The organism is Vibrio chagasii (assembly GCF_002954585.1).
In the GTDB taxonomy this organism is placed as follows: Bacteria; Pseudomonadota; Gammaproteobacteria; order Enterobacterales; family Vibrionaceae; genus Vibrio; species Vibrio chagasii_A.
Window position 1 is genome coordinate 2,400,186 of record NZ_MSCI01000002.1, and the last position, 13,163, is coordinate 2,413,348.

Consider the following 13,163-nt stretch of genomic DNA (forward strand, 5'->3'; position numbering starts at 1 on the left):
CTATTTACTCCCCTCACGCACGATGCTTACAAATAGTTCTTCTAGACGGTTGGCTTTGTTACGCATCGAGAGGACTTTCACATTCTGCTCACTCAACTGAGCAAAGATGGTGTTCAAACCTAGGTTCTTATCAATTTCGATCTCTAAAGAACCATTAACCAAGACTTGGTTATTTACGCCCTCTAACTTAGGTTGTGCAGCTCCCTCCTCCAGATCAAGGATAAAGGTTTCCGCACTCAGCTTACCTAGTAGTGCCTTCATGGTGGTGTTTTCAATCAACTCCCCACGATTAATGATGCCGATGTTACGACACAACATTTCCGCTTCTTCTAAGTAGTGCGTGGTCAAGATAATGGTAATGCCCTGCTTCTCATTGATCTCTTTGAGGAATTCCCACATAGAGCGGCGCAGTTCAATATCAACACCAGCCGTAGGTTCATCAAGAATTAACAGTTGCGGCTCATGCATCAGAGCACGCGCAATCATCAAGCGACGCTTCATACCACCAGATAAGTTACGTGCACGTTCGCCGCGTTTTTCCCACAAATCGAGTTGAGATAGGTATTTTTTCGCTCGCTCTTTTGCCAGTGCTTTAGGTACACCGTAGTAACCCGCTTGCTGCAAAACGATCTGCTCAACCGTTTCAAACGGGTTGAAGTTAAACTCTTGAGGAACTAAGCCTAGGTTTTGCTTTGCCAGCTCCAGATCGGTATCAATGTCGTAGCCGAATACCTTGACCTTGCCAGAGGTTTTATTTACTAACGAAGAGATAACGCCAATGGTGGTGGACTTGCCCGCACCATTTGGACCAAGTAGCGCATAAAAGTCACCTTTTGCTACCTGTAAACTGATGCCTTTAAGTGCCTCGAAGCCACCCGCATAAGTTTTTCTTAATTGCTCAATTTCTAATGCATACATAGAGATGATTGCCATTTGCTATAAATAGTGTGGTTAGCCGGACAGGATGAAGAGAACGAAACCTGAAATGAACCAATTGAACTAGCTCAAGATAATGTACGCGGCCATTTTGCAAACAAGTTTATCGTTGAATGACGATGAATACAAATATCGATTAGCGGTTTCGTTATAAAACTTAAAAGAGCTAAGGCTGCATAAAGCTCTATTTCGTGTATCACAGATAAAAAAATACCGCTAAGACATTCACTTAGCGGTACTTCCCGTTATTAGAAACTCATGACCAACATTGATAGCTATTGTTCAGTCACAGTGAATTAATAAGAGTATTAAACCGATTCAAATTGGTGTTCGTCTCTCTCAACGTAGCTGGTCGCAGCTGTCAAAGCTTCATAACGGAAGCGATATGTGTTCGATTCCGGTACTAAATCAATTACGTGGAACTTCTCCAGCTGTTGACGCGTATTCTCGTTAGGACACAGCAAGTACACCTCACATTGAGAGTCTAACGCATCCTTGATTGCATTCTCTAGCGCGAGACCAACCGTAACATCAATCATAGGTACATCGGTTAAGTCTAAAATCATCGCTTCGTAATCAGAAATGCTCGAGTGTTGACGTGAAATTGCCTTTGAGACACTGAAAATCATCGGCCCTGACAGATAGAAGAACAACACTTTGCCATTAGCATTATCAAGCAGTTGGCGTTCACTATCAGTCAATGGAATATCGTCTTCATCGTCCCCATCACTAATAGCTTTAACTTGTCTTGCTTGCTCGCGACTTAGCCTTTCAATGATCAGAATATTCGAGATAAATACACCGAGTCCAACCGCTATGATCAGGTCAACGAATACGGTCAATAGCATTACACCGTACATCACGCCCATACCAGCATAACTTACTTTGTGTGCTCGCTGGATGAAGCTCCAATCAAGAATGTTGAAACCAACATACATAGCAATACCAGCTAGAACAGCCATAGGGATGGGTTCGGTTAACCCACCAGCAACCAATACCACAAGCGCTAATACTAGAGCTCGAATCACACCAGAAAGCGGAGAGCGTGCGCCTACCTGAATATTGGTCACAGTACCCATGGTCGCACCCGCACCTGGCAACGCACCAAACAAGCCCGAGAGCATATTTGCAATACCTTGACCACGCAGTTCTTTATCAGAGTCATGCTCTTTACGAGTCAATGAGTCCCCAATAACAGCAGTCAAAAGCGTATCAATACAACCTAATGTACCAAGTACCAAGGCATCGATAACCATAGTCGTGAATTGTTCAGCGCTGATAGTAGGGACAACAAGAGAAGGTAGACCTGCTGGGATTTCACCAATACGGCGAATAGAATCGGTATCGAAGAAGATAACGGACAACAGAGTGACGGCCACTAACGCGACCAATTGCGCCGGTACATATTTACGAAACTTAGCCGGGAAACCAAACAGAATACCGAGTGTCAGTGCACCTAGAAATAGCTCACTCACTTTTAGGTTTGCTAGCGTATCAGGCAAAGCAGAGAGCGTGCCCATTACACCACCGGATGGAGCTGCATGTCCTAACAATGGAGACAGCTGCAAGATGATCAAAATAACGCCAATACCCGACATAAACCCGGAGATCACGCTATATGGCATCAAAGTAACGTATTTTCCTAGCTTTAACGTGCCAAGTAATATCTGAAATGCACCAGCCATCATCACAACAGTAAAGGTCATGGCCATGCCCGTTTCAGGATATTTAGCCACCATACTCGTCATTACGGCAGTCATGATCACCGTCATCGGGCCGGTAGGTTCAGAAATCAAACTGCTCGAACCGCCAAACAATGCTGCAAATAGACCAACCATAATGGCGCCCCACAAGCCAGCTTCAGCTCCCGCGCCAGAAGCAACACCAAATGCCAACGCTAAAGGTAGCGAGATGATGGCTGTAGTCACACCGCCAAACATATCCCCTTTTAGATTGATATCCGTAAAACGACTTCCAAACAAAACACACCTTCCTGATGATGAAATGACAAACCTTATCACTTTAACAAATGTATCAAGTGTTCAGAAAGTGTTAATTCAATCACATTATTCATGTCTTATAACCGGATCATTGATAGTTAGCTAAGTTTATGATTTTCCGTACTAGAACACGTCAGATGAGTACATTTTGACGCAGTTTTTACGAGATTGAATTTGTAACATTGTGTATAGTGAAGCATCTTAATTGAGGGATGTAAGAAGCAAGATGCCAGAAATAAAACAGCTTTTTGAGAACAATTCCAAATGGTCTGAAGAAATTCGCTCTGAAAGACCTGAGTATTTTACAACGCTTGAAGAGGGTCAAAGCCCAGGTTTTCTATGGATAGGCTGTTCAGATAGCCGAGTTCCAGCCGAGCGCCTGACTGGCTTATATTCTGGAGAACTGTTTGTTCACCGAAACGTGGCCAACCAAGTGGTTCATACCGACCTAAACTGCCTATCTGTCGTTCAGTACGCAGTGGATGTACTTAAAGTGAAACACATTATTGTTTGTGGTCACTACGGTTGTGGCGGTGTTAATGCAGCAATTGATAATCCAAAACTTGGCCTTATCAACAACTGGCTACTTCACATTCGTGATAACTACCTAAAATACCGCAAAGAAATCGAAGCACTTCCACGCGAGCAGTGGGGTGATAAGCTTTGTGAGATTAACGTCGCAGAACAGGTTTACAACCTAGGTAACTCAACCATTATGCAAAGTGCATGGGAACGCGGCCAAGAGGTTGAGATCCACGGTGTGGTATATGGCATTGGCGATGGCAAGTTACAAGACCTTGGTGTACGTTGCTCAAGTATCGACACATTAGAGAGCAGCCACATTGAGGCATTAAATAAAATCTTAACGACGCCTCTTCTTAGTCAACAAGGCTAATTATCTCTATCGAATACAAAAAGCCCGCATCAAGCGGGCTTTTTAATGTCTTGTATCGGCAAGTGTCGTGATTACTCTTGCGGTACCACTTTACCAATGTATGGCAGGTGACGGTATTTTTGAGCGTAGTCGATACCAACACCAACAACGAACTCATCTGGGATTTCGAAACCAATCCACTTCGTATCAACTTCAACTTCACGACGTGAAGGTTTGTCTAGCAGTGTACAGATCTCGATAGATTTAGGGCCACGTAGGCTCAAGATCTCTTTTACCTTAGTCAGTGTGTTACCAGTATCGATGATATCTTCTACAAGCAGAACGTCTTTACCTTGGATATCGTCATCCAGGTCTTTCAAGATACGAACATCACGTGAGCTTTCCATGTTGTTGCCGTAGCTAGACGCGGTCATGAAATCAACTTGGTGAGTTAAATCGATAGCACGAGCAAGATCCGCCATAAAGACAAACGATCCACGTAATAAGCCAACTAAAACTAGATCTTCACTGCCTTTGTAGTGTTCCGTGATCTGTTTGCCTAGTTCGTTCACTCGATCCTGAACTTCCTGCTCAGAGATCATGACTTCAACTGTATGCTTCATACTGCTCTCATTTTGTTTGGTGATTGCGACAAGTGTAGACAGTTTTGCCATTAGCGCCGCTCAATTTTGTGCGTAAGTCTAGCACTGCTCAAATACCCACACCACCTTATGGTTCGAATTTACTGTCAGATTATCAACGAAATGTGCACTTATGCCTTGTACGATAGTCACCTTCTTTCACATCAATGTGGATCACGCTTTATGGATCAAGTTTGATGTAACTGTCTATTAAATAAGCTCAAAGGATTGACCATTCGCATATGCACCATTACACTCATCTTGGCTTAAATAATAATAAAATCATTAATATAAAAAATCGTTGGCAAGGAAAATAAAATGGACTCAATATCTAAGAGACCTAGAACTAGGCTTTCACCTTTAAAAAGAAAACTTCAGCTGATGGAAATCGCGCTTGAAGTATTCTCTCGTCGCGGCATTGGCCGTGGTGGTCACGCTGACATTGCAGATATCGCTCAGGTATCAGTAGCAACAGTATTTAACTACTTCCCTACTCGTGAAGATCTGGTTGATGAAGTGCTAAATCATGTTGTCCGTCAATTCTCGAACTTCCTTTCAGACAATATCGATCTAGATATTCACGCAAAACAAAACCTACATAATATTGCGACTGAAATGGTGACGCTCGTGGCTCAAGACAGCCACTGGTTGAACGTATGGTTCGAATGGAGCGCATCGACACGTGATGAAGTATGGCCACTGTTCGTAACGACAAACCGCACTAACCAAATGTTGGTACAAAACATGTTTAGTAAAGCGATTGAGCGCGGCGAAGTTTGTGACGATCACGATCCTAAGCATCTTGCGAATCTATTCCATGGCATCTGCTACTCGCTGTTCATTCAAGCGAAACGTGTCGATACCAATGAAGAGTTGTCTACTCTAACTGACAGCTACTTGAACATGCTGTGTATCTATAAGTAGATTAGAGATTCAGTTAAAACTATTGAAAGGATTGGCGCTTGCGTCAATCCTTTTTTGTTACGAGCAGTAGCGGTAGGTTGAAAGAGATTCCCTACTCCTTCCTTCGTCAGTTTAGGGAATGACGGATATAAAGAACCTCTGCGCTTCACCGTCGAAGAAATAAATCACCTATTCAAGCCAGAGATTACCAACTCCCTCCTTCGTCAGTCTAGGGAGTGATGGCTCTAAAGAGATCCTGAACTTCACCGTCGAAGAAATAAATCAGCTATTCAAGCCAGAGATTACCTCTTCTCTCCCTCACAAGTCTCGGGAATGGCGGGAATACTGAACTTAAGCTCTCCCACATTCAAGAGTCACCAAAACACAAACTTCAGCATCTCACTCCGTCATCCTCAAGAGCGAGGGACGAGCGAGTTGGGGATCTCTTGTAGCAAAATAACTCACTTATAATGACGCATAAAAAAGCCGCTAACGAATCAGCGGCTTTTAAAAACATTAACGAGTGGCTAAAGGAGAATTACTTCTTCTTTTTCACTGCTTTTTTGTTTGGAAGGTCAGTGATTGAACCTTCGAATACTTCCGCAGCAAGACCAACAGACTCGTGTAGAGTTGGGTGAGCGTGGATAGTAAGAGCGATATCTTCTGCGTCACAACCCATTTCGATTGCTAGGCCGATTTCACCAAGAAGCTCACCACCGTTAGTACCAACAACAGCACCACCGATTACGCGATGAGTATCTTTATCGAAGATCATCTTAGTCATACCATCTGCACAGTCAGAAGCGATTGCACGACCAGAAGCAGCCCAAGGGAAAGTCGCCACTTCGTAGTTTAGGCCTTCCGCTTTCGCTTCTTTCTCAGTCTTACCTACCCAAGCAACTTCTGGCTCAGTGTACGCAATTGATGGGATTACTTTAGGGTCGAAGTAGTGCTTCTTACCAGAGATAACTTCAGCAGCTACGTGACCTTCATGCACACCTTTGTGAGCAAGCATTGGTTGACCAACAACGTCACCGATCGCGTGGATGTGAGGAACGTTTGTACGCATTTGCTTATCAACGTTGATGAAGCCACGCTCGTCAACTTCAATACCTGCTTTTTCAGCATCGATAAGTGCACCGTTTGGAACACGACCGATAGCAACAAGAACAGCATCGTAGCGCTCAGCTTCAGCTGGTGCTTTCTTGCCTTCCATTGAAACGTAGATACCGTCTTCTTTCGCTTCAACTGCAGTTACTTTAGTCTCAAGCATTAGCTTGAACTTGTTCTTGATACGCTTAGTGAAGACTTTAACGATGTCTTTATCCGCAGCAGGGATAACTTGGTCGAACATCTCAACTACGTCTACTTTAGAACCTAGAGAGTGGTAAACCGTACCCATTTCAAGACCGATGATACCACCGCCCATGATAAGCAGTTTTTCAGGAACTTCTTTCAGCTCAAGTGCATCCGTAGAATCCCAAATACGTGGGTCTTCATGTGGAATGAAAGGAAGTTTGATTGGGCGAGAACCCGCAGCGATGATTGCGTTATCGAAGTTAACTGTTGTTGCTTCGCCTTCGCCTTCAACTAGGATGCTGTTAGGACCAGTGAACTTACCGAAACCGTTAACAACTGTTACGTTACGCATCTTAGCCATACCGCCAAGACCGCCAGTTAGTTGGTCTACTACTTTTTCTTTCCAGATACGGATCTTGCTGATGTCCGTTTGTGGCTCGCCGAATACAACGCCGTGCTCTGCCATCGCTTTCGCTTCTTCGATTACTTTAGAAACGTGAAGAAGTGCTTTCGATGGAATACAACCAACGTTTAGACATACACCACCAAGAGTGCTGTAACGTTCAACTAGTACTGTTTCTAGACCTAAATCCGCACAACGGAATGCAGCTGAGTAACCAGCAGGACCTGAACCAAGTACAACAACTTGGGCTTTAATTTCTTTGCTCATTGTGACCTCTTGTAGTCATTATCCCTAACAGGCTGAGTAGATGTTCTTAAAATTATTGGGCTTTCAAACAGCCAACATTTTACAGAGATGTTAACAGTGTGAAAGTAGCTTTAAGTTAGCCTGTGAGCTAGACAACACTTCCCTTTCGCTTTATGAGAAAAGCGGGAACTGTTCTCTAAAAATAGTCTTTATATAAAGAATTAAGGTGACCCGAAAGCCACCTTAATAATTACTTTCTCAATTACAGTACTAGACGACGGATGTCAGATAGTGCGCTGTTTAGGAAAGTAATGAAGCGTGCACCTTCAGCACCATCGATCACACGGTGGTCGTATGATAGAGATAGTGGAAGCTGAAGACGTGGCTGGAACTCTTTACCATTCCAAACTGGCTTAATTTCAGACTTAGATACACCTAGGATACCTACTTCTGGAGCATTTACGATTGGCGTAAATGCAGTACCGCCGATGCCACCAAGGCTAGAGATTGTGAAACAACCGCCTTGCATGTCAGCTGCAGTTAGCTTACCAGCACGTGCCTTCTTAGACACAGCCATTAGCTCTTCAGATAGCTCGTAAATGCCTTTCTTGTTCACGTCTTTGAATACAGGAACAACTAGACCGTTTGGAGTATCTACCGCGATACCTACGTTTACGTACTTCTTAAGAATGATGCTTTCGCCATCTTCAGAAAGAGAAGAGTTAAACGCTGGGAACGCTTCTAGCGCTTTAGCAACAGCTTTCATGATGAACACAAGAGGAGTGATCTTCATGCCAGTGTCTTTCTTAGCTTCGATTGCGTTCTGCTCTTTACGGAATGCTTCTAGCTCAGTGATGTCTGCGTTGTCCCACTGTGTAACGTGAGGGATCATTACCCAGTTACGGTGTAGGTTTGCACCAGAGATCTTCTTGATCTTAGAAAGCTTCTGAACTTCAGTTTCTCCGAACTTGCTGAAGTCAACTTTTGGCCATGGTAGTAGACCAAGAGCAGAGCCGTCACCGCCTTTGCCAGATGCCGCAGCACCAGACTCTAGACGCTTAAGTGCATCTTTAACGTAAGACTGAACGTCTTCTTTTAGTACACGGCTCTTACGACCAGTACCTTTAACTTTCGCTAGGTTTACACCGAACTCACGAGCTAGACGACGAACAACCGGAGACGCGTGTGCGTACTCACCGTTTTCTTGGAAGTCGTCTGCAGCTGCAGGAGCTGCTGCCGCTGGAGCTTCAGCTTTAGGTGCAGGTGCCGCCGCTGGAGCTGCTGCTTGTGCAGGTGCTGCAACAGGAGCTGGAGCTGCGCCTTCAACAACGAAAGTCATGATTAGAGAGCCAGTTGACACTTTGTCGCCAGCTGCAATCTTGATCTCTTTTACTGTACCAGCGAATGGTGCAGGAACTTCCATTGAAGCTTTGTCGCCTTCAACAGTAATTAGAGATTGCTCTTCTTCTACTGTATCGCCAACCGCTACCATTACTTCAGTAACTTCTACTTCGTCACCGCCGATATCTGGAACGTTTACTTCTTTTTCAGCTGATGCTGCTGGAGCCGCTGCAACTGGTGCTGCCGCCGTTGGAGCAGGAGCTGCTGCAGGTGCAGAGCCAGCTACTTCAAATACCATTACTAGAGAGCCAGTAGAAACTGAGTCACCAGAAGCGATCTTGATCTCTTTAACTGTACCAGCGAATGGTGCAGGAACTTCCATTGAAGCCTTGTCACCTTCAACAGTTAGAAGAGATTGCTCTTCTTCTACTGCATCACCGATAGCAACCATGATCTCAGTAACTTCTACTTCGTCGCCACCGATATCTGGAACGTGAACTTCTTTAAGCTCTGCCGCTGCTGCCGCTACAGGAGCAGCTACTGGAGCTGCCTCTGCTGCTGGAGCAGGCGCAGCTTCAGCTGCACCCTCGGCTTCGAAAATCATGATTAGAGAACCAGTAGAAACTGAATCGCCTTCAGCTACTTTGATTTCTTTAACGATACCTGCTTGAGACGCTGGAACTTCCATAGAAGCTTTGTCGCCTTCAACAGTGATTAGAGACTGTTCTTCTTCAACCTTGTCGCCAACGCTTACAAGAATCTCAGTAACTTCAACCTCATCCGCACCGATGTCAGGTACATTAATTTCGATTGCCATTGCTTATTTACCTTCTAGTTAAGCGCTTTATTAAGCGTATTGTGGGTTTGTTTTTTCAGTGTCGATATCAAATTTAGCAATTGCTTCAACAACTACAGATTTCTCGATATCACCACGTTTAGCCAGTTCAGTTAGGGCAGCAACTACTACGTAGCCTGCGTTAACTTCGAAGTGACGACGTAGGTTTTCACGGCTGTCAGAACGGCCGTAACCATCAGTACCAAGTACTTTGTAAGACTCAGAAGGCATGAACGCACGAACTTGCTCAGAGTAGTTCTTCATGTAGTCAGTCGCTGCGATTGCTGGCTCAGTACCCATTACTTGTGCAATGTAAGGTACTTTCGCTTCTGCTTCTGGGTGAAGCATGTTGTAACGCTCTGCGTCTTGACCGTCACGAGTTAGCTCGTTGAACGATGTTACAGAGAATACGTCAGATGCGATGCCGTACTCTTCGCTTAGGATAGTCGCGGCTTTACGTACTTCGTTCATGATAGTACCAGAGCCCATTAACTGAACTTTAGACTTGTCACCTGCGTAAGACTCAAGCTTGTAGATACCCTTACGGATGCCTTCTTCAGCGCCTTCTGGCATTGCTGGCATTGCGTAGTTTTCGTTCATTACAGTTAGGTAGTAGAACACGTTCTCTTGGTTCTCACCGTACATGCGACGGATACCGTCTTGCATGATTACTGCAACTTCGTAAGCGAATGTTGGGTCGTAAGAGATACAGTTAGGAACCGTGTTCGCCATGATGTGTGAGTGACCATCTTCGTGCTGTAGACCTTCACCGTTTAGCGTTGTACGACCAGCAGTAGCACCTAATAGGAAACCACGAGCTTGTTGGTCACCAGCCATCCACGCCATATCGCCTACACGTTGGAAACCAAACATTGAGTAGTAGATGTAGAACGGGATCATTGGTAGATCGTTCGTGCTGTATGATGTTGCAGCTGCAACCCAAGAAGCCATTGAGCCTAGCTCGTTGATACCTTCTTGTAGAACCTGACCTGACGTAGCTTCTTTGTAGTAAGAAACGATGTCGCGATCTTGAGGTGTGTAGTTCTGACCGTGCGGGTTGTAAATACCGATCTGACGGAATAGACCTTCCATACCGAACGTACGAGCTTCGTCACAGATGATAGGAACGATGTTCTTACCAATGTTCTTGTTCTTAAGCAGGATGTTTAGCGTACGTACGTAAGCCATTGTTGTAGAGATGTCACGCTTCTGTTCAGTTAGTAGCGGAGTGAACTCTTCTAGCTCAGGTGTTTTGAATTCTTGAGTGAACTTAGGTAGACGCTGTGGCGTGTAACCTTTTAGTTCTTTACGACGAGCGTGTAGGTATTCGTACTCCGCTGTACCTTCTTCAAGTTTCAGGTATGGAAGTTCTTTTACTGCTTCGTCAGTTAGGATGTCTTGAAGACCTAGACGATCACGTAGGTGTAGTACGTGAGTCATGTCCATCTTCTTAACTTGGTGCGCGATGTTCTTGCCTTCAGCCGCTTCACCCATGCCGTAACCTTTAACAGTCTTCGCTAGGATTACTGTTGGACGACCTTTAGTTTCTGCTGCGTTCTTGTAAGCTGCGTAAAGCTTAGAAGACTCATGACCACCGCGCTTAAGTGCGAAGATTTCATCGTCAGTCATGTCTGCAACTAGTGCAGCCGTTTCTGGGTACTTACCGAAGAAGTGCTCACGTACGTATGCACCGTCTTTAGATTTAAATGTTTGGTAATCACCATCTACAGTTTCGTTCATCAGCTGTAGAAGCTTGCCTGTTGTATCTTTAGCAAGTAGTGCATCCCAGTTGCTACCCCAGATAACTTTAACAACGTTCCAACCAGCGCCTTTGAATAGACCTTCTAGCTCTTGGATGATGCTACCGTTACCCATTACAGGGCCGTCTAGACGCTGCAGGTTACAGTTGATTAGGAATGTTAGGTTGTCTAGTTTTTCACGCGCAGCGAAAGACAGTGAACCACGTGATTCCGGCTCATCCATCTCACCGTCACCTAGGAATGCGTATACACGCTGTGCAGATGTGTCTTTTAGACCACGACCGTCTAGGTACTTAAGGAAACGTGCTTGGTAGATCGCAGAAATTGGACCAAGACCCATAGATACTGTTGGGAACTGCCAGAACTCAGGCATCAGTTTAGGGTGTGGGTATGACGGGATACCTTTACCATCCACTTCTTGACGGAAGTTATCTAGCTGTTCTTCAGTTAGACGACCTTCAACGAATGCACGAGCGTAGATACCCGGTGAGATGTGACCTTGGTAGTAAACTAGATCGCCACCGTCCGTCTCGTTTGGAGCTCGGAAGAAGTGGTTGAAACAAACTTCGTAGAACGCCGCTGCTGACTGGTAAGAAGCCATGTGACCACCTAGGTCTAGGTCTTTCTTAGAAGCACGCAATACGATCATGATTGCGTTCCAGCGAATAATCGAACGAATACGACGTTCAAGAGTTACATCACCTGGGTATGCTGGCTCTTGTGCTGCCGGAATCGTGTTGATGTAGTTAGTGTTGATACCAGTTGGCATATCAACGCCATCTAGACGTGCTTTCTCTAGAACTGTTTCTAGTAGGAACTGTGCACGTTCTACACCTTCTTCACGTACTACTGACTCAAGAGCTTCTAACCAATCTTGAGTTTCCAGTGCGTCTACGTCATGCTTCATGTCAGACATGGCGATCTATCCTTTTTGTTAGTTGGATTCTACTAAACACGTAAAAAGCCGAAGTATTACGGCTATTTACCCTGTTGAATTCGACGCAGGGAGCGTTCGCGGCGCGATTCTTCCTTCGTCAAATCCAGCAATGTTTCTTCGATGTAAGCTAAATGAGAGTGTGACATTTCACGCGCCTTCTCAGGTTGGCCAGAAACGATCGCATCTACGATATTAGCTCGATGTATACTCACTTTCTCCACAACGTCTTTACGACGATGCAACAGCTTTAAATTTTCTAAGACGTTTTGTTCGAGTAACGGAGCCAAGCTACGAACAATGTGCAATAACACCACATTGTGCGCTGCCTCTGTTAAAGCAATAAGAAAAGCCATCACCGCTGCAGATTCGGCTTCAATATCACCCTTTTCTTGCGCGCCGTGAATTTTTTCTTGGCAGGCTTGAATACGAGCAAAGTCTTCATCAGTGCCACGCAATGCCGCGAAGTAAGCCGAAATCCCTTCCATCGCATGACGCGATTCCAACAAGTCTAGTTGGGTTTCAGAATGGGATGACAACAAATTAAGCAAAGGATCTGAAAAGCTTTTCCAGATATTTTCGCTAACAAACGTACCTCCACCTTGACGGCGAGTAAGCAAGCGTTTTGCTTCTAAACGTTGTATCGCTTCTCGGATTGAAGGACGAGACACATCGAACTGTTTCGCCAGTTCGCGCTCAGGCGGCAACTGCTGCCCTGGAGCCAGTGTTCCTTCCACAATCAACCTTTCTAACTCTTGTTCGATGACATCGGAGAGTTTTGGCTGACGAATCCTTTGATAAGCCATAGTTTGTTGTTCTTCTTTTTCTTCGCTGACAATTGGTAATACCAATTTTAAGTTGGGCAGAAATTAACATAATTAAAACGCCACTGTCCAGCGTAAAATTGACCTGCATCATAGAACGCAGTGTGAATTAACCACGATTTAACAAATGAAATTTAAAACAGCAACCAAATTGGTCTTACCATTTA

9 protein-coding genes are annotated in these 13,163 nt (G+C 44.8%); 2 read left to right on the forward strand and 7 right to left on the reverse strand.

Annotation, left to right across the window (positions count from 1 at the left end; genetic code table 11):
- Together BTO10_RS19120 and BTO10_RS19125 are read right to left on the reverse strand one after the other, a co-directional pair.
- Window positions 1-918 carry an ABC transporter ATP-binding protein gene (locus BTO10_RS19120; protein ID WP_105025520.1) on the reverse strand — a complete coding sequence of 306 codons (918 nt, stop codon included), beginning with the start codon at window positions 916-918 and terminating at the stop codon, window positions 1-3.
- A gap of 326 nt (window positions 919-1,244) precedes the next feature.
- Window positions 1,245-2,876 carry a SulP family inorganic anion transporter gene (locus BTO10_RS19125; protein WP_181144004.1) on the reverse strand — a complete coding sequence of 544 codons (1,632 nt, stop codon included), beginning with the start codon at window positions 2,874-2,876 and terminating at the stop codon, window positions 1,245-1,247.
- A 286-nt stretch (window positions 2,877-3,162) separates the two neighbouring features.
- Here BTO10_RS19125 and can point away from each other — a divergent pair, with 286 nt between their 5' ends.
- Entirely contained in the window at window positions 3,163-3,831 is a 669-nt protein-coding gene (gene can / locus BTO10_RS19130; protein WP_004738177.1) for a carbonate dehydratase, read from the forward strand.
- A 71-nt stretch (window positions 3,832-3,902) separates the two neighbouring features.
- Here the strand turns inward: can and hpt are convergent, their stop codons facing one another.
- Window positions 3,903-4,433: a hypoxanthine phosphoribosyltransferase gene (hpt, locus tag BTO10_RS19135; protein WP_004738174.1), complete on the reverse strand. Its 531-nt coding sequence runs from the start codon at window positions 4,431-4,433 to the stop codon at window positions 3,903-3,905.
- 336 nt (window positions 4,434-4,769) lie between these two features.
- On the opposite strand from hpt, the gene BTO10_RS19140 reads away from it, so the two are divergent.
- Window positions 4,770-5,375: a LuxR/HapR/OpaR family quorum-sensing transcriptional regulator gene (locus BTO10_RS19140; protein WP_004738173.1), complete on the forward strand. Its 606-nt coding sequence runs from the start codon at window positions 4,770-4,772 to the stop codon at window positions 5,373-5,375.
- A 517-nt stretch (window positions 5,376-5,892) separates the two neighbouring features.
- On the opposite strand, the gene lpdA is transcribed toward BTO10_RS19140, so the two are convergent.
- The 4 genes from lpdA to pdhR all read right to left on the reverse strand — a co-directional run bounded on the left by lpdA (window position 5,893) and on the right by pdhR (window position 12,978).
- Window positions 5,893-7,323 (reverse strand): dihydrolipoyl dehydrogenase, encoded by a 1,431-nt coding sequence (gene lpdA / locus BTO10_RS19145; RefSeq protein WP_004738171.1) that lies wholly within the window; start codon window positions 7,321-7,323, stop codon window positions 5,893-5,895.
- Between the two features lie 241 nt (window positions 7,324-7,564).
- Window positions 7,565-9,460: a pyruvate dehydrogenase complex dihydrolipoyllysine-residue acetyltransferase gene (gene aceF, locus BTO10_RS19150; RefSeq protein ID WP_105025522.1), complete on the reverse strand. Its 1,896-nt coding sequence runs from the start codon at window positions 9,458-9,460 to the stop codon at window positions 7,565-7,567.
- Between the two features lie 30 nt (window positions 9,461-9,490).
- Window positions 9,491-12,154, reverse strand: a complete 2,664-nt coding sequence (gene aceE / locus BTO10_RS19155; protein ID WP_105025523.1) for a pyruvate dehydrogenase (acetyl-transferring), homodimeric type — start codon at window positions 12,152-12,154, stop codon at window positions 9,491-9,493.
- A 62-nt stretch (window positions 12,155-12,216) separates the two neighbouring features.
- The gene (gene pdhR, locus BTO10_RS19160; protein ID WP_008222726.1) at window positions 12,217-12,978 is read right to left on the reverse strand and encodes a pyruvate dehydrogenase complex transcriptional repressor PdhR; all 762 of its coding nucleotides are present in this window, start codon (window positions 12,976-12,978) and stop codon (window positions 12,217-12,219) included.
- Window positions 12,979-13,163: the final 185 nt, after the last annotated feature.

Bases quoted from the DNA above. Each gene is read 5' to 3' on its own strand.
- BTO10_RS19120 (WP_105025520.1), bottom strand. From the start codon at position 918: ATGTATGCATTAGAAATTGAGCAATTAAGAAAAACTTATGCGGGTGGC.
- BTO10_RS19125 (WP_181144004.1), bottom strand. From the start codon at position 2,876: ATGTTTGGCGGTGTGACTACAGCCATCATCTCGCTACCTTTAGCGTTG.
- can (WP_004738177.1), top strand. From the start codon at position 3,163: ATGCCAGAAATAAAACAGCTTTTTGAGAACAATTCCAAATGGTCTGAA.
- hpt (WP_004738174.1), bottom strand. From the start codon at position 4,433: ATGAAGCATACAGTTGAAGTCATGATCTCTGAGCAGGAAGTTCAGGAT.
- BTO10_RS19140 (WP_004738173.1), top strand. From the start codon at position 4,770: ATGGACTCAATATCTAAGAGACCTAGAACTAGGCTTTCACCTTTAAAA.
- lpdA (WP_004738171.1), bottom strand. From the start codon at position 7,323: ATGAGCAAAGAAATTAAAGCCCAAGTTGTTGTACTTGGTTCAGGTCCT.
- aceF (WP_105025522.1), bottom strand. From the start codon at position 9,460: ATGGCAATCGAAATTAATGTACCTGACATCGGTGCGGATGAGGTTGAA.
- aceE (WP_105025523.1), bottom strand. From the start codon at position 12,154: ATGTCTGACATGAAGCATGACGTAGACGCACTGGAAACTCAAGATTGG.
- pdhR (WP_008222726.1), bottom strand. From the start codon at position 12,978: ATGGCTTATCAAAGGATTCGTCAGCCAAAACTCTCCGATGTCATCGAA.